Below are 25,100 nucleotides of genomic sequence, written 5' to 3'. Positions count from 1 at the left end.
TGATGGAGAAGGAAAGTTTACAAAATTCTATAGTGAAGATGGAAGCTATGAGGTGATCAAAGATAATACCACTGGAAAGGAAAAGCACATCCTGTATATTGGAGGAACACCTTATGATTCTAATATTGTATATTTGAAAGACTATACGGAGAGCAGTGGTTCTTACAAATTTTTACATAAAGATTATATAGGAAGCATCTTAGCCATCAGTGATGAAGTAGGCAATAAGCTGGAACAAAGACATTTTGACGCATGGGGTAACTTTACCCATCTCAAAATAGGAACAGGAGCTATTATTACCGATCAAAATATAATTCGTAATTCATCACTCGTAATTGAAAGAGGCTACACAAGCCATGAACATTTTACAGAAGTAGGAATCATTCATATGAATGGAAGGTTGTATGATCCTCTCTTAAGAAGGTTCTTAAATGCGGATGAGAATATACAGGATCCTACTAATACCCAGAATTATAATAAATACGGATATGTGCTCAATAATCCATTAATGTTTAATGATCCAAGTGGAGAGATATTTTGGTTTGCGGCTTTAACTCCTATTATAGGGAAATTATTGGCTGGTGTTGTCGCAGGCGCTATTGCAGGGTCCATTGTAGGAGTAGCGTCATATATGCTCGGGGCTGCAATTTCTGGGAATTGGAGCTGGAGCTCTTTTGGAAGCTCCATACTCATGGGAGCAGTAGCAGGAGCCATATCAGGAGGAATGAACCCTGGAGTATTTAGCGCCTCCACTGGAACGTTAATGAGAATGGGCGGACAGGTGATCTCTAGTATACTCCCTGCTTGGGACATTAGTATTGGTAACTTTAGCTTTAGTGTATCACCAAGTATCGCCATTGGAAAAGGTTGGGGAATTGGGGCTAATTTTAGCGCTACCTTCCGTGCAGGAGATTTTGCCTTCTCTGGAGGTTTTGGGATAATGAACTATGGAGCTCACGCAGGAAGTGGTAATAGTGGTTGGGAGTTTAGAAAATCCATTATGGCAGGAACCTTAGGGAAAGAAGGAAACCTGGGCTTAATGTTAGGAACTAACATGTGGAGTGGAATGCATTCACAGCAAACAGGCATAATAAGACTTGCAAGCGGAGATTTTTCTATGACTTATGAGAATGATGGAAGCCCATTTGCTAAAGGTCCAAAATGGTCTCATTTAGGTGATAATAATGATAGATGGAGAACAGCAGCAATGACCATTAATGTAGGGGATTTTACCGCTGGATTTAATTTATTTACTGGTGAAAGGAAAGCTTCAAGTTATGCTGAATATGATGGTGCAGATGCAGAAACCATGCAGAAATACAACCGAAATAATCCTTATTATCTTAATGGTATAAGATATAATTATGGATTAGTAGAAGAAACTGGACCACGCTATCGTTTAGGTGCGGCTTACATAGGTTGGGGAAACTACAGAGTAGGAATAGATTCTGACAGATATGTTCGAAGGCCAATCCAAAATATCTTAGCACATGATTGGATTTCTGCACAACCAGGATTCGAGGTATTATCCAAAGGAATAAACCCTTATTTTCAATATCAAACAAGAAATAAATTTACATCATGGTAAGAAATATTATAATATTATTTTGTAGTACTATTTTTATTTATTCGTGTGCACAAACAAGAAGGCTAGAAAATGGTACAAAAGTGCTTGTGAAGAAATTTAAGAATATTGACAAGTTTAATGAATCAATTTTAGAAAATATAAGCACAGATTATTTTTATAAAAAGATTGATTATTACATGGCTGACAAAAATTTTAGCAAAATAAGAGATGTCGGAAGTGATATTGATAGATCATTACAATTTTACCCAAATGGTCGTGTTAGGCTTTTTGGTGCGAGAAAGAACGATCCTAACCCTGAAATCTCTGGAAGAAGAGGAGTTATCTATCTAAAAAATGGAAATTTGAGAATTGATACACAGGGAGCCTCTCAGGATGGAGATATTTTTAAAATAACTTTTAAAGTAAGAGTTGAGGGAGATAAAATTTATCTGTTAGAAGTGTCTAATGCATTATTATTTGAACCTTCAGAATATACTTGTTTTGTTTATCAAAAATCTGAAAAGATTCCTGAAAACTGGAAGAATTATAAAGCAGATTGGTAAACAAATGTAAAAAGTGTAGCCCCTTACAGTACTCAAAATTATAAGTAAGTATGGTTATGTACTGAATAATCTGCTTATATACAATCCGAAGGAATATATTGCGCGTTGCTTTTAAAAGTGTTTTTTAGGCGAGAGTTACAGTAGGAGCTATATCAGGAGGAATGAACCCCGGAGTGTTTAGCGCTTCTACTGGAACCTTAATGAGAATGGGGGGACAGGTGATCTCTAGTATACTCCCTGCTTGGGATATTAATATTGGTAACTTTTAGCGTATCGCCAAGTATCGCCATTGGAAAGGGGTGGGGAATTGGAGTTAATTTTAGTGCTACCTTCCGTGCAGGAGATTTTGCCATTTCTGGAGGTTTTGGGATAATGAATTATGGAGCACATGCTGGAAGCGGTAATAGTGGTTGGGAATTTAGGAAATCTGCGATGTTTAGCTACAATAGTAGAGACTTTGGGATTAGTCTGGGTACTAATAAATGGAGTGGACTTCATCCACAACAAACAGGAATTCTAGGCCTGAGAAGTGGGGATTTTTCAATGACGTATGAGAATTACGGAAGTCCGTTTGATAAGGGCCCAAAATGGTCTCACTTAAGAGATAATAATGACCGATGGAGAACTGCCGCTATGACTATAAATATTGGTGAATTTTCAGTAGGATTTAATCTATTCACAGGTGAAAGAATGAAAGATAGCTATGATGATGGCTGGGATAATCAGATGATGGATTATGTAAAGAACAATGGACCTTTAAAAGGGTTGGGTGGTGCTACTTATCCTTATGGGTTTGCTTATGAAAATGGTCCTGCATATAGATTAGGAGCTGCCTATGTAGACTGGGGTAACTATAGAATAGGAATTAATTCTGATAGATATGTAAAACATCCAATACAAAACATTATGGCTCACGGTAAGCTATCACCACAATCAGCATTACTGTTTTTATCAACAAGTATAAATCCATATTTTCAATATAAAACAAGAAATAAGTTTACATCATGGTAGAAAAAAAATAAATTTGTTTTTATTGTTTGTTTCTTTATTAGCTTCTATAAGTTCTATAAGCTGTAGGTCTCAACAATTGAAAAACATTAAGTATTTTAATCAAAATGAACTTAAAAATATATCTTACGACAAAATATTTTTATGTGTTGAGATGTATGAAGCAGATAAGAATCTAAAGAATAAGAGAAAAATAGAATTAAACTATGATATTACTTTAAAAATAAATAGAAACGGCTATATTGAAATAACCAATTTTGCATCAGTTGATAAAAATGGTAATAGTGGTGTGATTTATATAAAAAAAAGGAAAATAAAAATTGACTTGATAACTCTGCTTTCTGACAGATCTGGAACAATTACAACTTATAATGTTAAATTTATTGATAATTATATGTATTTATTAGAAGATCGTTTTATTGGAAGTGACTATTTAAGTTACTTGATATTTAAATTACAATAGATTAAGGATTGGAAGCAGTATAAAGCAGATTGGTAAAAGAAGACATACAACGAAGACCATAAAAAATGTTTGAAATGAAAAAAAGCATATTCTTATTTTTATTATTGGTATATGGATTAAGTTATAGCCAGTATGTAGATATTGTAGAAAAAGGGAAGGCAGAAAACCTGACCCCAAAAGAGTTTATAATTCCTCTGAAAAATATAGAAAACTATCAATTTGTTTTTGTGGCAAGATATAAAGCATATTATCCTTGCATACCATATTGTTAGTTATAAAGAAGGAAATAAAGAAGAAGATTCAGAGCTTGTATTGGATACTTATTTTATTGAAGATTCAGAAATTGATAGAATAAGCCAGTCTTGAGAAAATGTTGTGTATTTCTTTGGAGAAGCGTCACTAATGAAAGAAAGCATCACAAGATTTAAAATAAACGGGGAAAAAAAGTATTGAAAAATAATACGTTTGAAAAAAAATATTGAGCGAAAAAGATGAAATAAAAATATTAAAAGGAGGAATTACAGGAATGGCGATATTGGTCAAATGGAGGCCTGATCAGTTTAATAGATTCTATAATTTTTCGGGATTGAAATGAATGGTGCTGGTTTTAGTGGCAATGGATTAGAGATAGGTTTTAATACAGGAAGAATAAATCCGGTTGATAGAGATTTGGGATGTTTTCAGATACAGGTTTTAAAAGAAAATTAATTAAATTTCTGTAATAATTATAAGGAAAAAACAAATTATGCTGTTTTTTATTGTTATAAAATTTATGTTTTATGTAATTTAAAGTAGTGTTTTCAATAATATGTTATTGTCATGTCAAATTTGTAATGAGGTTATTGAAAATAGTGATATAAATATTATAGAGCTTTCCTCATAGTATAATCAATATATAGATTCATACAATCGGGTAAAAAATAAATAAGAACAGCATTATGCTGTTCTTATTTATTTTTAGGATAAGGTTTTAACCTTTAAGAATACGATAGAATATCTTTAAAGATTTTATAATTTATGGAACCAAAGGTATTTTTGCAACAATACTATCTTCTAATACTTTATAGTCTTTAAGTTCTAAACTTTCTATATATTTATCACACCCCAGGATCGTTGCATTATTTCTGTTATGAAGTGATTTAATAATATTTACATATTGATGATTTTTAGAATAATTATAAATATTTTTATTATTTCGGTCTAAACTTAAATATGCAGATATAGTTGCTTTAGGTTCTAAAATAATCAAATCTCTTTTGCAATCATTATCATCAAATCTACTATAATATCCTCTTTTATAATATGAATTAGGTTCTAGTAACTTATCATTTTCAAATGTATAAGATTTTCCATAAAAGCCGTAAGGATCAATAATGTAAGTGTTATTTGTACTATTACTAATCAAATAATTAGTAGCTTTTCCAGTATTTAATTTTAATGGTACTTCTTTTAAGATGATATTAACATTTTTTCCTTGATTCAACTTCATTTGACTAGAGCAAAAGCTAAATAAAAAACATATTAATAAGAATGTAATTTTTTTCATGATTTTGTAATCATTGTTATACTACGTTAAAAAGTATAATGGAAATTTTTTTTTTATATGTGTTTATTTCTTCATAATATTAATTCCACTTACATACTTAAATATGGACGAAAATTCATTCAACTCTTGGACATAAATATAATTCAATTTGAAATTACAGAAATAATAAGTCATATAGTTTTATGAAACAAAACAGTCATTCGTTTTATAATATATTCCCTTTGATTCATATTCAAGCACACCAGTTTTTCTATTAATTTTCACATAGAATGCTTCACGATTAACTGGACAATTTTCAAATTTTGCAAGATATAAATAAAAAAAATCTTTATCCATCTTGAAAGATCCTCCAATCGGATTTTTGTAGTCAAACAATAAATTATAAGTTCTAGCAATAAGTAATGCTTCAGGTAAATTGTCAACATATCCTATAAAATCTTTTAGCTCTTTTTCACTTGTAAAATATTTTGGCATTTTATTTTTATATGCAGTTATATAAGTGAAACACCAACCAGGCAAGCATTCTATAAAAAAACCTTTTTCAGGCGAATTAGTTTTTGCGCACTTTAAGCTCTTTGTTACTTTATTTTCATACATCAACTTTTCTTCCATAGTGTCGTCCTTACGCATAACTTTCCAATATTTATATTTTTGGCTTGGAATTATAAACCTATATAAATCATTTTTATATCTTAAAGTATCTGGAATCTTTAGATAATCACTAGGAACAGTTACTTGACTAAATATTAAATTAGAAAATAAAATAGAAATTGTTAAAATTATCTTCATTAAAGTTTTTTACTGTTAAAATACGATATTTTTTTCTTTTTTATTATTGTCGTATGGTCTTTACAATTGAACACATGGGTTTCTTTCTTTGTTTTATGTTGTATAAAGCTGATATATATAACAAAAAAAGACACCTAGTGGTGTCTAGATTAAAATCAGTGGAGTTGGAGGGATTCGAACCCTCGTCCAAACAAGCAATACATAAGCTTTCTACATGCTTATTCTACTATTGGTTTTCGACTGGAGGCAGAGAGCAGACACCCAACTTCCAGCTTATCTTCTGAGGTTTTCGAGTTTTAGCCGAAGCATCTAAAACCTTATTTCTGCATTCCTATATCCCAGGATCAAACGCCGCAGAACAGAGCATTTGTGGAATATCTTGCTTCCCTACTAAAATCTTCGGGAAAGCGCTTGAATCTACTAAACTTCGATATTAAGCTGCAAGAGCGAACTCTTCGTTGCCAGTTAAAATTTTGTAGCAAGGGATTATAGAGATCGCGCTACGGTTCTCTGCATGCTTACTTACCCATTGATCTTGCTGTCGAAACCAGTCAACCCCATGAATAAAGTGAGTGCAAAGATACTACTTTTTGTTTAAATAAATTTCATATTTATAAACTCTATTGTATGAGAAATGCCGGAAATTTTTCCGGCACTGTAATGTATTTTAATAATGTTATAAGATTAATACTGTTCAAATGCGAGTACATACATCTCATTATCCGGGCCTGCACCATTTCCATAATTATTAAAGCCATAAAAATTTCCTGCTAGTAAGTCATTGCTTCCCGGTACTACGCCACTGCCTGTGGAGATTTGATATTGATACCCCCATGAATTATTCCAAACTCCATTGGAAAGGCTTCTAGACCACGTATCCCAGTTTGTTGTAGTAAAGGTAACCGATTGTTTGCCTCCATTTGTACTGTTTCCAAACCATAGCTCATTTGCATAGTAGGTGATCGTAGCTGCAGGTGCTGACAGTAATCTTACTTCAAGATAAGTAGATCCGGAAGTTGTTGCAAATCTGAACTCCATATTCATAGAAGGAACCTTGAGTGTTGGTTTATCATATCCATTGGTGTCAAGATTTCGACCTCTGTATTTTACTTTAGTCAATACGGTACCTTCCGTTTCTGAAACTACATTCAATTGGCCCCATTTTGTTCCGTCATTTAAATAGAGACCAGGAGATAGTCCATTTACAGAAGCTGTATTATAAACTACCATTCCGGCTACATGTGCAGTAAGAGGAGCGGGCTGGGAGGTGGCTGTTAAAGCAACCCGGGGAGGTAAAAGTCCTTTGTTTGCCGAATTTACATCCAATACGGCATTAGTATTGGGATTTGTTGTATTAATGCCAACCTGTGCATGAGTTATCACAGGAAATGTCAAAGCAAAAACTAAAGGCAAAGCTTTTAAGGATAAATAATTTTTCATGTTTTTTTGTTATTTAAACTGTGTTTTTAAAATCGTATATCCCAAAGGTATGAAAAATGTATGCAATTCTGAAACATGAGTTATTTTAAATTAAAAGAAATAAATTTTGCATATTAATAAAAAAATATCTACTTTTGCAATCCAAAATGAGATGTAAAGTATGTTAATAATTCCTGTAAAAGATGGTGAATCCATCGATAGAGCACTAAAAAAATATAAAAGAAAATTTGATAAAACTGGAACAGTTCGTCAATTAAGATCGAGACAACAGTTTGTTAAGCCTTCTGTAACTTTGAGACAAGCTAGATTAAAAGCGGCTTATAAACAAAGAGCGTTAAGCAAAGAGGAGCAAGCTTAAGAAATTTTTCTTAAACAAATATTAAATTCACTTCTTAAATATACTTATATTTGAGGAGTGAATTTTTTATATTATATGTAATCCATGATGCTGAATAAATTTTTAGAATATTTACAATTCGAAAAGAGGTATTCACCTCATACTATTACAAGCTATAAAAAAGACCTGGAAGATTTTTCTTATTTTTTTCTCAAAACAAAATCTTCCGATGATATTTCCAAAGCCGATAAAAGGGTAGTCAGGAATTTCATAGTTGCACTAAGTGAAAATAATATATCCAAGAGGAGTATTAACCGAAAGCTTTCCTCTCTTCGAAGTTTTTATTTTTTTCTTTTAAAGATCGGTGAAATTACTGTTTCGCCCACTGAAAGTATTTCCTCTCTTAAGTATTATGCCGAAAAACAAATTCCTATTTCACAAGAAGAAATGGAGGTGCTTAATAATACCATTTTTGAAGAGCCGCATGATATTCTTGATCAGTGTATCATAGAAGTTCTGTACCAGACCGGAATCCGTAAGTCCGAACTTTGTGGCTTGATATTTGAGAATGTAAACTTAGATGGAAATGAGTTGAAAATTATAGGTAAAGGGAACAAAGAAAGATATGTTCCCATATCTGAAGATTTGACTGTTTTATTAAGAAGTTATTTAACATTAAGAAAACCTCTCGATGAGTTTCAGAACTGTTTTTTCGTTAATAAGAAGGGGAAAAAACTCACGGAAAAATTTGTTTATGTAGTCGTAAATAAGTACCTTAGTCTTATAACTTCGAAGCAAAAAAGAAGTCCCCATATTCTAAGACATAGCTTTGCTACACACGTTTTGGATAATGGGGCGGAGATCTCAAAAGTAAAAAAAATATTAGGACATTCGAGTCTGGCCAGTACGCAGGTGTATACGAATGCTAATATAGAACAATTGAAAAAAGTGTTTAATCAGGCTCATCCTAGAGCGTCTAAAAAAGAAGAATTATGAAGATCACAGTACAATCAATTGGTTTAACTCCACACGAACCATTGGAATCACACATCGAAAAAAAAGTAAGCAAACTTGAAACGTTTTATGACAAAATTCACGAGTGCAAAATCTTTCTGAAGGTTGAAAATAATTCGGATAAATCAAACAAAACTGCTGAACTTATTTTGGCGGTTCCAGGTGACGATATCGTAGTAAAAAAGACGGCTGTAAGTTTTGAAGAGAGTTTGGATCTTTGTGTTGATACTGCTAAGAAGCTATTAATCAAGAAAAAAGAAACAGCTTAGAAAAAAAGTTTAAAATAATCGCGTAAAAATTTGAGAATTCAAAAAATCCGTTCTATATTTGCACTCGCAAAAAGGGAACAGTGATCTTTTGAATTCTTTTTTTAATTGCCTCCATAGCTCAGTTGGCCAGAGCACGTGATTTGTAATCTCGGGGTCGTGGGTTCGAATCCCTCTGGAGGCTCATTTAATATAAACTAGGGAAGATTCCAGAGTGGCTAAATGGGACTGACTGTAACTCAGTTGCTTCGGCTTCGCAGGTTCGAATCCTGCTCTTCCCACTGTTTATATTGAAAAAAAACTTGCAGATTTAAAAGGTTTTTTATAGATTTGCACAGCGTTTACCAATAGTTTTGGAAACAAAATTGCGGAAGTAGCTCAGTTGGTAGAGCGTCAGCCTTCCAAGCTGAATGTCGCGGGTTCGACCCCCGTCTTCCGCTCAGTAAAATCACACCACAAGGCGTGATTTTTTTTAAACCTGATACAGCTTAAGATAGATTGCCTTCGGATAGCCTCAGACAGTTTAAATTGCCTCCATAGCTCAGTTGGCCAGAGCACGTGATTTGTAATCTCGGGGTCGTGGGTTCGAATCCCTCTGGAGGCTCAATTTAATATAAACATGAGGGAAGATTCCAGAGTGGCTAAATGGGACTGACTGTAACTCAGTTGCTTCGGCTTCGCAGGTTCGAATCCTGCTCTTCCCACATTTTATATTTGAAAAAAAACTTGCAGATTTAAAAGGTTTTTTATAAGTTTGCACAGCGTTTACCAATAGTTTTGGAAACAAAATTGCGGAAGTAGCTCAGTTGGTAGAGCGTCAGCCTTCCAAGCTGAATGTCGCGGGTTCGACCCCCGTCTTCCGCTCAAAAAAAATCATGCTATTAAAGTGTGATTTTTTTGCTTAATGCCGACTTAGCTCAGCGGTAGAGTGCTTCCTTGGTAAGGAAGAGGTCACGGGTTCAAGTCCCGTAGTTGGCTCTGGCTTTAATCCCGAATTGTTTCGGGATTTTTTTGTTTAATGTATTTTCTGTTAATAAAATATATTCTTTTTTCTGATGCTTTTCATTTCAATCATCTGCAGATGATTTTCCTTAAAAATCATAAAAATTTTCGTTAAATTCGTATAAATATTTTTTGATGAATATACTTTTATTAGAAGACGACCTCATTCTTTCCGCTGAACTTTGTAAGTTTTTGGAATCAAATAATTTTTCATGTGATAAGATTTATGATGGGGAGACTTTTCTTCGTCAGATAAAAAATAATTCGTACGATCTCTATTTACTGGATATTAATGTTCCCAAAATAAACGGATTGGATGTTTGCCAAACCATTCGTTCATTCGATAAAAATACACCTATCATCATTATTTCGGCATATGGAGATCTTTCTGATAAGAAAGATGCCTTTACAAGACTTGCTGACGACTATCTTGTCAAGCCTTTTCAGTTTGAAGAACTGCTTTTAAGGGTAAATTCTCTTTTGAGGAGAAAAATGCCGGTAGATACTTCAGATCAGGAAATCATAAGAATTGATGATCTCATCATCAATAAGACTGAACAAAAAGTCTATAGAGGAGGAAACGAAATTACCCTAACTCTGAAAGAATTTCAATTGTTAGCTTACCTGGCAGAAGCCCAAGGAAGAACGGTATCCAAACAACAGATTACGGAGAATGTATGGGAACACAATTTTAATACAAATACAAATACTGTTGAGGTATATATTAATTTTCTAAGAAAGAAAATCGATAAAGATTTTAAAGTTAAACTTATTCATACCCGATCAGGCTTTGGATATTATTTAAGTCCACTATAAATGTCATTAAAAAGGAAGATTGCTTTAAATTTAAGTATTGCCTTCTCACTACTTTTTGGTATAGTGATGATGATTATATATATGTCTTTTAATGATTTTAGAAGAGATGAATTTAAAGAAAGGTTTCGCCAAAGACTCGAGTTTACCTCTCATTTTATCTCCGAATCTAAAAACTTCGAAGCTGAAGCTCCTCTTTTTTTCAATGAAAATGCAGATAATATCCTTCTCAATGAGAAAATCTTGATTTTTAATGCAGACAAAGAATTAATCTATAGTACAATAAAAGACCGGAATGTTACCTGGGATGCTGCCTTATTAAAAGAGCTGGATCAAAGAAAAACGATATACACCGAGAAAACCATTCCCGAAATATATGCTGCACTTAAAAATATAAAAGGAGAAAACTACTATATTCTAACCAGTGCCTACGACAGCAATGGGAAATCCAAATTATCTTATTTAAAATATTTGCTTGTTACGGCTTATGTAATGAGTACGCTTCTCATTGGGCTTTTCAGTTATTATTTTATGGGGCAGTTTTTACGTCCCCTGGAAGATCTTAATAAAGAGATTTCAGAGGTTACCGCACATAAATTAACTACACAAGTGCCCGTACAACAATCACAAGATGAAATTAGTATATTAGCACAATCATTTAACACCATGATTGTACGGTTGAACGATGTTTTTCAATCGCAAAAAGATTTCACGGCGAGTGCCTCGCATGAGATCCGAACGCCTATTACAAGAATGGCATTCCAGTTGGAGAATCTGATCAAGTTCGAACAGCATTCTCCGGAGACCTTATCTTCATTAAAGCAGATTCAGAAAGATGTTTATCAATTATCTGACCTGACTAATTCCCTGCTGCTTCTGACTAAATTTGACAAAGAGAACATTCAAAGTTTATATGAAGAAGTAAGGATTGATGAAGTTATATTCAGTTCCTTCGAAACAGTAGAAAAAAGTTATCCGGATCTGAAAATGGATTTTTTAATTTCTGAAGAAACTTCAGAACAAGCATTATTAACTATAAAAGGAATACAATCATTGCTGGACATCGTATTTATTAACCTGTTCAAAAATGCGGCGGTTTATTCGGATAATATTGAAGTAGATGTTCTCATTACTGAAACTGCTTCAAAACTGATTGTGGATGTTATTTCTCAGGGAAGTACAATTTCTGAGAATGAACAGTCGAAATTATTTGAGGCTTTTATGAGGGGGAATAATGCACAGAATATTTCGGGTTCCGGATTGGGACTTCGGATTGTAAAAAGAATTTTAGAATACCATGGTGCAGATATTATTTACTCTTCGCCATCGGAAAATATTAACAAGTTTAGTGTGATATTTTCTAAAATTTAATTTTTTTTTAAGGCTCATTTAAGTTCGTTTTAATCATGTCTTAGCACTTTTGTTTTCATAAAATTGAAAGAATGAACAAAATTGCAGGATTGTTTGTTGTCATTTCCTCATTCATGACAGCACAACAGCAAATGTCTCTTCTGGATTGTGAAAAAGCTTTCCAGACGAACAACCTTCAGCTGCTCGCCCAGCAGTATAATATCAACATGGCCGATGCTGATATTTTACAGGCTAAGATCTGGGATCTTCCACAATTGAGCGGGCAGATCAATGCTTATAATCCTGAAGGTAAGAAAGTGTTTGATGTTGGACACGCAAAGGGAGCACAGGTTACCCAGCTCATTCATATGGGTGGAAAAAAGAAAAATGAGATTGCATTTGCAAAATCTAATAAAGAACTGGCTCAACTTCAATTTTCCCAACTTCTCGTTGACCTCAAAACACAATTGCATACTACTTATTACAATCTCTACTTCCAAAAATTAAAACTGGAAAATATCAACAAGCAATTGGGTTATATGAAAGAGCTTTTAAGCGCTTATAAGGTCCAGTCTGCAAAGGGAAATGTATCACTTAAAGATGAGGTGAGGCTGCAGAGTATTGTAATTCAGCTAAATAACGACAAAGTAGAAATCAATAAAAATATTCTGGATGTTGAACAAAATTTAAAAGTTTTAACCGGAATTACGGAAGATATAGAACCTGAGCTTTCTGAGGCTGAGGCCAGGGAAATTTTGGCTACCCAACCCATCGGAGATGAAGAAGATCTGAAGCGAAAAGCATTGGAGAATAATGCAGATTATCAATATAACATGAAGTTAATTGATAATAGCAAACTCTATGCTCAATGGCAGAAATCTTTAAATGTTCCGGATATTAATGTGGGAGCCGGATGGGATCAGAATGGAGGAACATTCAGAAATGAGATCAACTTAATGGTAGGAATTCTATTACCCTTATGGAAAAGCAATCAGGGAAATGTTGAAAAAGCAAATTACGCTATCCAACAGAACCAAAAAAATGCAGAGTATCAAAAACTCAATTTGGAAACAAAAGTACAATCCTTGTACAGGACATGGAAAAATCAATATGATCAATTAGCAGAAATTAAAGCAACAGATCTCAATAATCTGGATCTTGTTTATAATGGGATGTTAAACAATTTCAGAAAGGGAAATGTAAGCCTTATTGAGTTTACTGACTTTATGGAAAGTTACAGACAAACGGCCCTTCAGATCTATGATATGAAAAACGATATTATCCAATCGGCTGAACAACTTAATCAGCTAGTACAAACTAAAATCTTCTATTAAAAAAATGAAAAAATATATAATTGTATTATTGGTAGCCATTGCATTATTGTCCTGCTCAAAAAAAGAAGAACAGAAAGTGACAATGCCGAAAGGTTTTGAACTAAGCAATACTATGCTTAAATCGATCGTCCTTGCAAAAGTTGAGAAGAAGTATATTGAAGATAATTATAATTTTTACGGTAAAATATCCGCAGATCAAAACAGTTACATCGATGTATATCCTTTGGTAGGAGGAAATGTTTTAAGTGTCAATGTGGAATTGGGTGATCATGTAACGAAGGGGCAGGTTTTGGCGACAATCAGGAGTACTGAGCTTGCTGAGGTACAGAAAGATGTAAGTGATGCAAAAACGGATCTGGTCGTTGCTCAGAACAATCTTCGTGTTGCCAAGGAAATGTACGAAGGTAAGCTTAATACTGAAAGAGATGTTCTGGAAGCCAAGAGCCAGCTGCAAAAGGCACAGGACCAACTGCAGAGAGCGAGTGCGATAAGTACGGTTTATAATGTGAAAAAAGGAAATATCTATAATGTTTTAGCTCCTATCAGTGGATACATTGTTCAAAAAAATATCAATAAGGATATGCAGCTTAGAACAGATAGGAGTGATAATATTTTTGACGTAGCCAATACAACCAATGTATGGGCAATTATGAACGTTAATGAATCGGATATTGATAAAATAAGTCTTGGAATGAAGGCTGAAGTTTCTACATTGTCATATCCTGACAAGGTGTTTTATGGGAAAATTGATAAAATATTTAAAATTATCGATCCTCAAACCAACGCCATGCAGGCGAGAGTTGTTTTGGACAATGCAAGCGGATTGCTGATTCCTGATAGTAAAGCTACAATCAAAGTTTCAACTTCCGAAAATGATATGGCTTTAACGGTTCCTTCCAAGGCGGTTATTTTTGATGATAACAGAAGTTTTGTGGTGGTTTTTAAATCCAGAACTAATCTTAAGGTTAAAGAAGTTAAGGTTTTGAAGCAAGTAGGCGATACAACATATATATCTGATGGATTAGTTGAGGGGGAACAGGTAATTACCGAGAATCAATTGCTGATTTATCGTTCTCTTAATAACTAAATCAAAGTCATTTTTTTAAACGGCTTTTCGAGTCATCAATTTAAACTATTATGAATAAATTCATTAAAAATATAATTGCTTTTTCGCTTAAAAATAAAGCGTTCACCTTCATATGGGTCGCAATTTTGGCCATTTCGGGTTTTATCAGTTTCAAAAATATGCCGATTGAAGCATTTCCGGACGTAACCAATACCCAGATTGTGATTATCACCCAATGGAACGGACGAAGCGCAGAAGAAGTAGAACGTTTTGTAACGACACCCATAGAATTGGCAATGAGTCCGGTTCAGAAAAAGACAAGTGTACGAAGTACCACCATGTTTGGTCTTTCGATTGTAAAGATTCTGTTCGATGATGGGGTGGACGATACTTTTGCCAGAAATCAGGTTAATAACCAACTACGAACTATAAGCCTTCCTGATGCGGTAGATCCCGAAGTACAACCACCCTACGGACCAACCGGTGAGATTTTCAGGTACACACTGGAGAGTAAAAATAAAGATTCCCGGGAACTATTAACCCTGCAAAACTGGGTAGTGGATCGTGCTTTAAGAGGAGTACCAGGTGTGGCTGATATTAATGTTTTTGGTGGACAGGATAAAGTTTTTGAATTAAGTATTGATCCGAGGGCATTGGATAAATACAACCTGACCCCGCTTCAGGTCTACGATGCTGTTACAAAGAGCAATTTGAATGTGGGAGGAGATGTTATTGAAAAGAACGGACAGGCTTATGTAGTACGGGGAATCGGTTTGGTTAAATCGGTAGCTGATATTGGAAATATTACGATTGAAAATGATAGCGGTAACCCTGTTTTGGTAAAAAATGTTGCTGATGTTCATGAAAGCTCAATGCCAAGAGTAGGACAGGCAGGACTGAATAACCACGAAGACACGGTGGAAGGTATTGTCGTAATGAGAAAAGGGGAAAATCCGCGTGAAGTTTTGGTAGGTGTAAAAGCCAAGATCAAAGAGCTTAATGAGAAAATTCTTCCGAAAGATGTGAAGATGGTTACATTCTATGACAGGGATAACCTGATGGATTTCACAACCCGTACCGTAATGCATAACCTTATCGAAGGAATTGTGCTTGTTACTGTAATGGTTCTGATTTTTATGGCAGATTGGAGAACTACGTTGATTGTTTCTATTATTATTCCATTGTCATTATTATTTGCGTTTTTATGTCTGAAGCTTGCGGGAATGAGTGCGAACCTTCTTTCATTAGGTGCTGTGGATTTTGGGATTATTATTGATGGAGCCGTCGTCATGGTAGAAGGTATTTTTGTAATGCTTGATCATAAAGCCCATAAATATGGAATGGAGAAGTTCAATAAACTGGCTAAAGGAGGATGGATAAAACAAACAGGAACAGGCTTGGGTAAAGCGATATTCTTTTCCAAGCTTATTATCATTACCTCTTTGATCCCTATTTTCTCATTCCAGAAAGTGGAAGGTAAGATGTTTTCACCTCTGGCATTTACATTGGGATTTGCTTTGACAGGAGCATTAATATTTACTTTAACATTAGTACCCGTTCTTACCCATATCCTTTTAAATAAGAATGTAAAAGAAAAAAATAATCCTTTTGTGAACTTCTGGGACCGGATTGTTTTAAAAGGATTTCGTTATACTTTTAAACATAAGAAGATGAGCTTAATCGTTGCCATTTCATTTTTGGTCGTTACTTTGTTTTCGGGGAAATTTCTGGGAACTGAATTTTTGCCACAGCTTAATGAAGGATCTTTATGGATCACCGCCGAAATGCCAATGAGCTCTTCTCTGAAAGAATCCTTAAAGACCGCAGATCTTTTGAAGAAAGATATTATGAGCTTTTCGGAAGTTACGGATGTTCTTGCACAAACTGGGAGAAGTAATGACGGAACAGATCCTAATGGATTTGGTTTTGTTCAATTCGCTGTAAATTTGAAACCCCGGGAAGAATGGAAGCGGAAAATTTCATACGATGAACTGATCAAAGAGATTGATAATAAACTAAGAAATTATCAGGGAATCACATTTAATTATTCACAGCCTATTTCTGATAATGTTGCTGAGGCGGTAGCCGGCTTCAAAGCCGAAAACGGGATCAAGATTTATGGGGATAATCTTCAGACTTTGGATCGATTGGCTGAAGAGGTTCTGAAAGAAATAAAAAATGTAGATGGAGTAAAAGATCCGGGAATCATAAAGAATATAGGCCAGCCGGAGGTAAGTGTGGTGTTGGATAGAGATAAAATGGCAGCCTACGGTGTAATGCCTGCTGACGCACAGGCTGTTCTTGAGATGGCTTTTGGAGGTAAAACAGCTTCCGAAATGTTTGATGGAGAGCGTAAATTTCCAATAAGATTGAGATATTCCCAGGAGTATAGAAAAGATGAAAATGATATTGCTTCATTGATGGTTCCTACACAAGATGGGGCAAAAATACCGCTAAAGGAAATAAGTAATATTGTTAAGAATAATGGGGCAGCATTCATTTACAGAGATGATATCAAACGATACATTGGTGTAAAATTCTCTATCCGTGACCGTGACCTGGGAAGCACAATTGCCGATGCTCAGAAAAAGGTAGCTAAAATAGAGCTTCCAGAAGGATATTCTATAGGATGGACCGGGCAGTTTGAAAATCAGCAAAGAGCCTCTCATCGCCTGGCACAGGTAGTTCCTGTGAGTATCCTCATGATTTTCTTCCTGTTGTTTATACTCTTCGGAAACATAAAAGATTCTCTTTTGGTACTTGCTAATGTACCGTTTGCATTAATCGGTGGAATCATAGCACTTCATGTAACGAGAATGAACTTTGGGATCTCTGCAGGTGTGGGTATGATTGCACTTTTGGGAATTTGTATACAGAATGGAGTAATCCTTATTAGTGAATTCCACCAAAATATTAAAAATGGTCTGGCATTGGATGAAGCAATAATGACCGGAGTGAAATCCAGGACAAGACCAGTCATCATGACCGCTTTGATGGCTTCTATAGGTCTTTTACCTGCAGCTTTATCTACAGGTATTGGTTCTGAATCTCAGAAACCACTGGCGATTGTTATTATTGGAGGATTAATTACAGCTACGGTACTTACTTTACTTATTTTTCCAATTATTTTCTGGATTTTCAACAGAACTAAAAAATCAACGTCAATTTAATTGACTGCTGAATATGATGAAAAATATTTGAAGCCTGTAAAACATATGTTTTACAGGCTTCAATTTACTTCGACGAATTGAAAAAAAAATTATATTTGCAAACATAATAAACACATTCCCTCATTAAAACACGATAATCCCCTTGATGAAACGTTATCAGAATAATATACTCCTGTTGTTTGGATTCTTTGGTATACTTCTACCTCTTCAATTATTTTTTAAAATAAGTCTGGAAGAACCCTATCCGTCATTTAACTTTCCTGGGTTTGCTTCTCTTCCGGTTAAAGAAGAAAGATATATTACATTTACAAAAACCACTGCTCAGGTTTTTTTTAAAGACGGAACGAATACTGTTTTAGTAAAAAATAGTTATCTGGGAGAGAAAATTCCAAGAACCATCCAGGTTACATTGATTAAAAATCTGCTTTTTCCCAAAGAATATCCGATACTTGATGCACGAATCAATTCTTTACCAGCTTATAAAAAGGAATTGTATTTACTCAAAAAATCTATTCTTAACAGAAATATTAAAAAAGTTAATTTGGAAGAAAGTAAGGCTTTTGTTATCAAAAAATTGAAAGAAAATTTTCCGGATAAAGAGGTCACGGAGATCCTCGTTACCAATGAAAACAAGGATTTTGACATTGCGACGAAACAGCTTACTAACCGGATAACAAAAGACACATTGATCAACTTCAAGTTCTAACAAACATAATGATTGAAAAAATTAAAAAACTGGTCTTTACAAGCTATAAGCCTAGCTACGAATTTTTAGCTTTTTACAGAATTTTTTTCTCTTTGTACTTATTATGGATGGGGATTTCCAATGCGGATTGGGTATCTTATATTCCTGCTAGTGCGATGCAGCCACCAATAAGCATTTTATCTTTTACGGATACTGTTCCCGCGTCATGGCTTTTTACGGTTTGTTATTACGGCATGTATCTGTGCCTGTTACTTATTTTAATAGGCTTTAAGCCAAGGGGATTTGCCATAACTTATATGGTCGTTTACCTTATAACCAGTAATTACGCTTTTTCTTTTGGTAAAATTGACCATACTTTTGTTTATGCCCTACCTATTGTTGTGATGGCTTTTTCACCATGGAATACTACTTATAGTTTTTTTCCGGAGCCTGAAAAAGAAACCGATATACTTTCGAGATCCTGGCCAATGTTTCTGCTTAGTATGTTTTTGGGATTTGGAATTTTTACGGCTGGCCTTGCTAAAATTTTAGGAGGCTGGCTTAATACGGATATACAGAGCACACAGATTTTTTTCTATCAATACCGATATGGAGTAGGGTGGCATGATTTGATGTCTGATACGTTTGATAAGATCAACTCCCGGTTTTTCTGGGAATTTCTGGACTATAGTACTGTAATTTTTGAATCTGTTTTTATTATTGCTTTTTTAAAGCCGAAGTTTTTCAGATTGATGATATTAATAACTCTGTTTTTTCATTTAAATGTTCTTTTGATGTTTAATATAGCATTTACCTATGCTGTAGGATTCTATGCATTGTTTATTCCCACAAGGGTATTACCTTCAACATTTAAAATGAAAATCAAAAACTTTTTGCAGGCTGTATTCCTGCCTAAGTACAGTTTGTTGGGAATTGCATTTGTGATTCTATACTTTTTACTTATTGTCTTTTTTGATTGTAATGCGATCAATTACATTTTTAATCAATTCTTTAGCCTGTTTGGGTCTGCTTATGCTTCATCTTTAATTATTTTGGGAGGATCTTTCCTTTTTGGGGGATATCTTTTTATCCGGTCGTTGAGAAGTATATCTGATAAAAAAGGTTACAAAGGATAATATTTTTCAGGTTTTACATAAAATTTAAAAAATCCCGGAATGAACCTTCCGGGATTTCTTATTGTCAATAAATCGATAAGAATCTTTTTTACGATATTCTTCAGTGATTTTTTCACCAACCAGAATCTAAAATTATATGAAATCTTTTTCTTATTTACTCGCCTATTCATTATTTTTAATCTGCTATAATATTCAGAATTAATCAGATAGTTGAGATTTTAAAGAAAACGGTTGTGAGGATTTTTTCAATCGAGAAATTTGTGTAAATTTGCACTTCAATACATCGAAGTATAGTTAGGTTTGTAATTCTTTGGATTTGAATATTAAAATTTTTGAGAAAAAAGATTTTAGTATTTAAAAATTCATTATATTTGCACACCGAAAATTTGAATAAACAATAAATAAATAATTTAAATCATGGCAAAGGAAACGTTTAATCGTAACAAACCACACTTGAACATTGGTACTATTGGTCACGTTGACCATGGTAAAACTACTCTTACTGCAGCGATCAGTGCTGTATTGGCTAGTAAAGGTCTTGCTGAGAAAAAAGACTTCTCTGCAATTGACTCTGCTCCAGAAGAAAAAGAAAGAGGTATCACTATTAATACTGCTCACATCGAATACGAAACTGCAAACAGACACTATGCTCACGTTGACTGTCCAGGTCACGCGGATTACGTAAAGAACATGGTAACTGGTGCTGCTCAGATGGATGGAGCTATCTTAGTATGTGCTGCAACTGATGGACCAATGCCTCAAACAAGAGAACACATCCTACTTTGCCGTCAGGTAAACGTACCTAGAATTGTTGTGTTCATGAACAAAGTTGATATGGTGGATGATGCTGAGTTATTAGAGCTTGTTGAGCTTGAACTTAGAGATCTATTATCTACTTACGAATATGACGGAGATAACTCTCCAGTAATCCAAGGTTCTGCTCTTGGTGCTCTTACTGCTGCTACAGCTGCTACTCCTCAAACTGATGATCAGTGGTTCAAAACTGTAGAAGAATTAATGGATGCTGTTGATACTTGGATCGAGCTTCCTGTAAGAGATCAGGATAAGCCATTCTTGATGCCAATTGAAGATGTATTCTCTATTACAGGTAGAGGTACTGTAGCAACTGGTAGAATCGAGGCTGGTGTTATCAACACAGGTGATCCTGTAGATATCGTTGGTATGGGTGATGAAAAATTAACTTCTACAATTACAGGGGTTGAGATGTTCAGAAAAATCCTAGATAGAGGTGAAGCTGGTGATAACGTAGGTCTATTGTTGAGAGGTATTGAAAAAACTGACATCAAGAGAGGTATGGTTATCGCTAAGAAAGACTCTGTTAAGCCACACAAAAAATTCAAAGCTGAGGTTTATATCCTTTCTAAAGAAGAAGGTGGACGTCACACTCCATTCCACAACAAATACCGTCCTCAGTTCTACGTAAGAACTACTGACGTTACAGGTGAGATCTTCTTACCAGAAGGTGTAGAAATGGTAATGCCTGGTGATAACTTAACAATCACTGTAGAATTGTTACAACCAATCGCTCTTAACGTAGGTCTTAGATTTGCGATCAGAGAAGGAGGTAGAACAGTTGGTGCTGGTCAGGTTACTGAAATCTTAGATTAATATCTTAAATAAATAAAGCTTCCGTAAGGAATTTCTTTACGGAGCTTTAATCTACGGGCATCGTCCAATGGTAGGATACCGGTCTCCAAAACCGTTGATCAGGGTTCGAATCCTTGTGCCCGTGCAAATAATAATTATGAGTTCATTTATCGATTTTTTAAAAGGTTCTTATAACGAATTCAGACATAAAGTTGAATGGCCAAAATGGGCTGATCTGCAATCATCTACAATTGTAGTTACTATTGCAACAGTTATTCTGGCATTATTTACCTTTGGAGTTGACGAATTGTTTTCAAAAGCAATAAGCAACATAATAGGAATGCTAATTAACGTGTTCAACTAAAAAAGTATTTTCCCATAATGAGCGAATTGAAATGGTATGTGCTGAAAGCAATCAGCGGACAGGAAAATAAAGTGAAAAACTACATTGAGACAGAAATCAAACGCTTAGGCTTTGAGCAGTACGTTACTCAGGTAGTAATTCCTATGGAAAAGGTTATTCAACTTAGGAATGGAAAAAAGGTTCCTAAAGAAAGACCTTACTATCCTGGTTACTTAATGGTTGAAGCAGATTTAATGGGGGAAATACCTCACATTATTAAGAATATTCCAGGGGTAATATCATTCTTAAGCTTAACTAAAGGGGGAGACCCTGTTCCAATGAGAAAGTCTGAAGTTAACAGAATGCTTGGAAGAATGGATGAGCTATCAGAATTTGCTACGGACCTTGAAATTCCATATGTAGTTGGAGAGAACGTAAAAGTAATTGACGGACCTTTCAACGGATTCAATGGAACAGTTGAAAAAATTCTGGAAGATAAAAAGAAAATTGAAGTTTCTGTTTTAATCTTCGGTAGAAAAACTCCAATGGAACTTAGCTACATGCAAGTAGAAAAAGTATAGTAAATACTTATAATATATAAGCCACTCTAGATCTAGAGTGGCTTTTTTTATTTATTTCAGGTATTTATAGATTCTCAGAAATAATGTTGTTTTAAGTTAAAATAAGTTTGTTGTTTATTTTATGCTTTATCCAGGCGTGTTTCACATAGTTATTTAATTAAAACTAAATGTTTAGATTAAAAAATAAATTGTGTGGCATACTTATTGTGAAGTATATCTCCGAAAAACATAAATGGCTTTCTAATGTGGTGATTTTTAACCTTATACTAGGTTAGGGTCATTGTTCTGAATTCCTGGATTGTTTTTTTAACACTAATTTAAACACTAATTCAATGACGAAAATTATTTCGATGGTACTTTGTACAAGTACCATTGTACTGATGAATGCACAGGCTACAGGAAAAGTGGGTATTAATACTAAAACGCCCGAAAAAGAACTATCTGTAAACGGAACAATGAAAACATCCGGAATGTTTTTTAAAGATCCGATAGAGAAATTAGGAGCCACTGAAAACTATACTTTTATCATTAAGTCTCCCGCTCCTGAAAACAAGATTACCGCATACAATGATTCTTTTGTACCCAATTCACCGGCACCAATTAATCTTATCCAGTATAAGATAGCCTGTGATCCGAGAGATAAGGATTGGGTTAACCAGTATGATACGAAGATCAATTCAGATAAGTTTCTGGTGGTTATCTCTTCTTTTGGTTTTACGCAGCCGGTACGAACCAACAGTCCGGACTGGATAACTCCGGTCCCCCAGATATATGCTTACTATAATAATGGAACGTGGAAATTAAAGGCAGACTACCAAGGTTTTGCTCCCGCTTCCAATTTGCCGGCAGGAGAGTGGACTCTTAACTTACTGGTATTCGACAGAGCTTATGCTAAAGAAATCAATAAAACACAAGCGATGGGTGCTTCCACTACAGGATCTGCATCATCTCCTTTAATCCAATAAAAACATTTACATAATGAAAAAAATCACCATACTTTTTTTTATGGCTTATGCCTTCATGGCTACCAAAGCTCAGGTGGGAATCAATACAAGCAATCCTCAGGGAACTTTAGATGTTGTAGGAGGAACATTGGTTGAATCTTACATTATAGATACCACGAATTCTCCTGCGACAGGAAATTATTTTCTTCTTACAAGGTCAAAGGATACCACGCCTGTTGGTAAAGTTAAGATGCTTGATATTTCACTGAGAGATGTAGCTCCCGTAAACACATACAATGTTATCCTGAAAAATGTGAAACAAGATGAAGTTGTTAACCTGAATACAGGATTGGATGCTAGTAAATATGTAGTCGCTATTACTGGTGCCGTATTTAGTGACGCTGTTTCAGCAGCAAATACTTCCACAACTCCAAAATCATATGGAGCCTATTCTACAGAGATAACTAAGGTTGTGAGCGGAGCCAATACTTATCACGGCATTAACCTTTCTTTTAAAGGTGCAGGAACTGTGTCTTCTAAAAATGGAACATGGACACTAACTTTGAATGTATACGAAAGATCATTGATTAAAGACTGGGGCACATTTACCGGATCGGTTTCAGCTTCGGCTTCACCAGGATATTCAGGAGTATCAACTAACACCCCAGCAGGACTTCAATAAAAAACTTATGAAAAAGAAATTGTATATCATCAGTATGGCTTGCATGGGAATAATCATGCATGCACAAACCGGAAATGTAGGAATCAAAACAACAACTCCAACGGAAACACTGGACGTAAACGGGGATTCCTTTACAAATTCCTTATATATGAGAAATCCGGGGGAACCAACCACTACGGGAGGTCACTTTCTGGCTACTTCTCAAAATTCATTGCAGATATATGATCCTAATCTGGAGAGCAGCGGGTTGTTTAATTATATTAAACTTACCCTTACAGGGGTACCAGGTGCAGGAATTACGGATTATGATACAAAGATCGATGCCGATAACTTCCTTTTGGTTCCTCACAACTATTCATTTAAGCTTAATGACGGAACAACCAGTGTTGCTTTGGATTATAAAGATAATGGTATTAATGATAATGCACAGGGGTCTCCTAATGTGGTTGCATTTAAAAGCAATGGTACATGGCATTTGAAGGCCGGATTTACAGACAGCAAGTTAATTGCTTTTACATCAGCTAATCCTTCCAGAACTTATAATAACTTTACTGTAGAGTTTTATTTAATGGTTTATAAGCGATTGATCACTAAGCAGAATATCGGCGATATTAATACTGATCTTGGCGGAACAAATGGATCTGCACAAACAATTAATAAACCATCAGGGTTTTAGAAAAAAATAATTTTAAAATAAGAAACCATATTCTAGTAAAGGATATGGTTTTTTTCTTCTATTGATATGGGTTACAGTCAGAAATAAAATTTTTTATTCTTGAAAGTTCTGTAAAAACTTTCTAAAAATCAATCGATTCCATTTGCTATTTCAAAAATATTTTATAATTTTGCAGTCCGAAAAGTAGGTTTACTATATGTGAGTGCGGTAACCTGCTGAATAATAAATGCTTCCAAACTCATTAATTATTCAAATTTAAAAAACAAAAAATGGCTAAAAAAGTCTTTAAAATGGTAAAGCTTCAGGTGAAGGGAGGGGCTGCAAACCCGTCTCCACCAGTAGGTCCTGCATTAGGTTCTGCCGGTGTAAACATCATGGAGTTTTGTAAACAATTTAACGGAAGAACTCAGGATAAGCCTGGGCAAGTTTTGCCAGTAGTAATTACTGTATACGAAGACAAATCTTTTGAATTCGTAATTAAAACTCCTCCAGCTGCAATTCAGTTAATGGATGCTGCAAAAATTAAAGGAGGTTCCGGAGAACCAAACAGAAACAAAGTAGGTTCTGTATCTTGGGATCAGGTAAAGAAAATCGCAGAAGACAAAATGGTAGACCTTAACTGTTTTACATTGGACTCTGCTCTTTCTATGGTTGCAGGTACTGCTAGATCTATGGGATTGAGAGTAACAGGAGCTAAACCAACTAACGCTTAAAACT

The 25,100-nt window shown here is 34.7% G+C and carries 25 protein-coding genes, 8 tRNA genes and 1 other RNA gene; 30 read left to right on the top strand and 4 right to left on the bottom strand.

All coding sequences use genetic code 11. The features are described 5' to 3' along the window. From AC0INN_RS17345 to AC0INN_RS17325, 5 genes are all read left to right on the top strand, one after another. Window positions 1–1,588, top strand: a 1,588-nt coding sequence (locus tag AC0INN_RS17345; protein WP_306614229.1) for a polymorphic toxin type 23 domain-containing protein, incomplete at its 5' end; no start/stop codon positions are given. Then, a complete protein-coding gene (locus AC0INN_RS17340; RefSeq protein ID WP_306614227.1) occupies window positions 1,582–2,130 on the top strand; it encodes a hypothetical protein in 549 nt (182 codons plus the stop codon). The genes AC0INN_RS17345 and AC0INN_RS17340, both read left to right, overlap by 7 nt. 255 nt (window positions 2,131–2,385) lie before the next feature. Next, window positions 2,386–3,141, top strand: a complete 756-nt coding sequence (locus tag AC0INN_RS17335) for a polymorphic toxin type 23 domain-containing protein (RefSeq protein WP_306614225.1) — start codon at window positions 2,386–2,388, stop codon at window positions 3,139–3,141. Window positions 3,142–3,217: 76 nt separating this feature from the next. Next, complete coding sequence (locus tag AC0INN_RS17330; RefSeq protein ID WP_306614223.1) at window positions 3,218–3,601, top strand: hypothetical protein; 384 nt, start codon at window positions 3,218–3,220, stop codon at window positions 3,599–3,601. Between the two features lie 74 nt (window positions 3,602–3,675). Then, window positions 3,676–3,873 carry a hypothetical protein gene (locus AC0INN_RS17325; RefSeq protein WP_306614221.1) on the top strand — a complete coding sequence of 66 codons (198 nt, stop codon included), beginning with the start codon at window positions 3,676–3,678 and terminating at the stop codon, window positions 3,871–3,873. 743 nt (window positions 3,874–4,616) lie between these two features. Here AC0INN_RS17325 and AC0INN_RS17320 read toward each other — a convergent pair. The 4 genes from AC0INN_RS17320 to AC0INN_RS17305 form a co-directional block, all read right to left on the bottom strand. Continuing rightward, window positions 4,617–5,147 carry a hypothetical protein gene (locus tag AC0INN_RS17320; protein ID WP_306614220.1) on the bottom strand — a complete coding sequence of 177 codons (531 nt, stop codon included), beginning with the start codon at window positions 5,145–5,147 and terminating at the stop codon, window positions 4,617–4,619. A 180-nt stretch (window positions 5,148–5,327) separates the two neighbouring features. Next, window positions 5,328–5,936, bottom strand: a complete 609-nt coding sequence (locus AC0INN_RS17315) for a hypothetical protein (protein ID WP_306614218.1) — start codon at window positions 5,934–5,936, stop codon at window positions 5,328–5,330. Window positions 5,937–6,092: 156 nt separating this feature from the next. Beyond that, window positions 6,093–6,495: a transfer-messenger RNA gene (gene ssrA, locus AC0INN_RS17310) on the bottom strand. Between the two features lie 125 nt (window positions 6,496–6,620). Next, window positions 6,621–7,376: a hypothetical protein gene (locus AC0INN_RS17305; RefSeq protein ID WP_172280695.1), complete on the bottom strand. Its 756-nt coding sequence runs from the start codon at window positions 7,374–7,376 to the stop codon at window positions 6,621–6,623. A gap of 160 nt (window positions 7,377–7,536) precedes the next feature. On the opposite strand from AC0INN_RS17305, the gene rpsU reads away from it, so the two are divergent. From rpsU to rplK, 25 genes are all read left to right on the top strand, one after another. Further along, on the top strand, window positions 7,537–7,734 hold the full coding sequence (rpsU, locus tag AC0INN_RS17300; RefSeq protein ID WP_172280693.1) for a 30S ribosomal protein S21: 198 nt from the start codon (window positions 7,537–7,539) through the stop codon (window positions 7,732–7,734). A gap of 87 nt (window positions 7,735–7,821) precedes the next feature. After that, complete coding sequence (locus tag AC0INN_RS17295; RefSeq protein WP_306614239.1) at window positions 7,822–8,709, top strand: tyrosine-type recombinase/integrase; 888 nt, start codon at window positions 7,822–7,824, stop codon at window positions 8,707–8,709. Continuing rightward, window positions 8,706–8,996, top strand: coding sequence for an HPF/RaiA family ribosome-associated protein (locus AC0INN_RS17290; RefSeq protein ID WP_172280691.1), 291 nt, complete (start codon window positions 8,706–8,708; stop codon window positions 8,994–8,996). Before AC0INN_RS17295 ends, AC0INN_RS17290 begins: the two co-directional genes overlap by 4 nt. 107 nt (window positions 8,997–9,103) lie before the next feature. Next, window positions 9,104–9,177 (top strand) — tRNA-Thr (locus tag AC0INN_RS17285). A 16-nt stretch (window positions 9,178–9,193) separates the two neighbouring features. Continuing rightward, window positions 9,194–9,274 (top strand) — tRNA-Tyr (locus tag AC0INN_RS17280). A gap of 86 nt (window positions 9,275–9,360) precedes the next feature. Beyond that, a tRNA-Gly gene (locus AC0INN_RS17275) sits at window positions 9,361–9,433 on the top strand. A 90-nt stretch (window positions 9,434–9,523) separates the two neighbouring features. Continuing rightward, a tRNA-Thr gene (locus AC0INN_RS17270) sits at window positions 9,524–9,597 on the top strand. Window positions 9,598–9,616: 19 nt separating this feature from the next. Next, window positions 9,617–9,697, top strand: a tRNA-Tyr gene (locus AC0INN_RS17265). Between the two features lie 87 nt (window positions 9,698–9,784). Further along, window positions 9,785–9,857: transfer RNA gene (locus AC0INN_RS17260), tRNA-Gly, on the top strand. 42 nt (window positions 9,858–9,899) lie between these two features. Beyond that, window positions 9,900–9,971: transfer RNA gene (locus AC0INN_RS17255), tRNA-Thr, on the top strand. 159 nt (window positions 9,972–10,130) lie between these two features. Next, window positions 10,131–10,811: a response regulator transcription factor gene (locus AC0INN_RS17250; protein ID WP_172280689.1), complete on the top strand. Its 681-nt coding sequence runs from the start codon at window positions 10,131–10,133 to the stop codon at window positions 10,809–10,811. Continuing rightward, entirely contained in the window at window positions 10,812–12,179 is a 1,368-nt protein-coding gene (locus AC0INN_RS17245) for an ATP-binding protein (protein WP_273649603.1), read from the top strand. Window positions 12,180–12,250: 71 nt separating this feature from the next. After that, entirely contained in the window at window positions 12,251–13,492 is a 1,242-nt protein-coding gene (locus tag AC0INN_RS17240; RefSeq protein WP_306614214.1) for a TolC family protein, read from the top strand. A 4-nt stretch (window positions 13,493–13,496) separates the two neighbouring features. Next, entirely contained in the window at window positions 13,497–14,579 is a 1,083-nt protein-coding gene (locus AC0INN_RS17235; RefSeq protein WP_273649599.1) for an efflux RND transporter periplasmic adaptor subunit, read from the top strand. Window positions 14,580–14,629: 50 nt separating this feature from the next. Then, window positions 14,630–17,728, top strand: coding sequence for an efflux RND transporter permease subunit (locus AC0INN_RS17230; RefSeq protein ID WP_273649597.1), 3,099 nt, complete (start codon window positions 14,630–14,632; stop codon window positions 17,726–17,728). Window positions 17,729–17,873: 145 nt separating this feature from the next. Beyond that, on the top strand, window positions 17,874–18,434 hold the full coding sequence (locus AC0INN_RS17225) for a hypothetical protein (protein ID WP_273649595.1): 561 nt from the start codon (window positions 17,874–17,876) through the stop codon (window positions 18,432–18,434). Between the two features lie 8 nt (window positions 18,435–18,442). Further along, window positions 18,443–19,549 (top strand): hypothetical protein, encoded by a 1,107-nt coding sequence (locus tag AC0INN_RS17220; RefSeq protein ID WP_273649593.1) that lies wholly within the window; start codon window positions 18,443–18,445, stop codon window positions 19,547–19,549. A gap of 417 nt (window positions 19,550–19,966) precedes the next feature. Then, window positions 19,967–21,178, top strand: coding sequence for an elongation factor Tu (tuf, locus tag AC0INN_RS17215; protein WP_172280676.1), 1,212 nt, complete (start codon window positions 19,967–19,969; stop codon window positions 21,176–21,178). Between the two features lie 53 nt (window positions 21,179–21,231). Next, window positions 21,232–21,302, top strand: a tRNA-Trp gene (locus AC0INN_RS17210). A 12-nt stretch (window positions 21,303–21,314) separates the two neighbouring features. Then, window positions 21,315–21,521, top strand: a complete 207-nt coding sequence (gene secE / locus AC0INN_RS17205) for a preprotein translocase subunit SecE (RefSeq protein WP_172280674.1) — start codon at window positions 21,315–21,317, stop codon at window positions 21,519–21,521. Between the two features lie 17 nt (window positions 21,522–21,538). Next, entirely contained in the window at window positions 21,539–22,081 is a 543-nt protein-coding gene (nusG, locus tag AC0INN_RS17200; protein WP_034687398.1) for a transcription termination/antitermination protein NusG, read from the top strand. A gap of 332 nt (window positions 22,082–22,413) precedes the next feature. Further along, window positions 22,414–23,046 carry a hypothetical protein gene (locus tag AC0INN_RS17195; protein WP_273649588.1) on the top strand — a complete coding sequence of 211 codons (633 nt, stop codon included), beginning with the start codon at window positions 22,414–22,416 and terminating at the stop codon, window positions 23,044–23,046. Between the two features lie 13 nt (window positions 23,047–23,059). Beyond that, entirely contained in the window at window positions 23,060–23,707 is a 648-nt protein-coding gene (locus tag AC0INN_RS17190; protein ID WP_273649586.1) for a hypothetical protein, read from the top strand. 7 nt (window positions 23,708–23,714) lie between these two features. After that, window positions 23,715–24,383: a hypothetical protein gene (locus AC0INN_RS17185; RefSeq protein ID WP_273649584.1), complete on the top strand. Its 669-nt coding sequence runs from the start codon at window positions 23,715–23,717 to the stop codon at window positions 24,381–24,383. A 269-nt stretch (window positions 24,384–24,652) separates the two neighbouring features. Continuing rightward, entirely contained in the window at window positions 24,653–25,096 is a 444-nt protein-coding gene (gene rplK / locus AC0INN_RS17180; RefSeq protein ID WP_089027865.1) for a 50S ribosomal protein L11, read from the top strand. Window positions 25,097–25,100 lie beyond the last annotated feature (4 nt).

This window comes from Chryseobacterium subflavum (genome assembly GCF_055762745.1).
The sequence above is the reverse complement of the archived record's forward strand: the minus strand, read 5'-3'. Positions and strand labels throughout refer to the sequence as shown.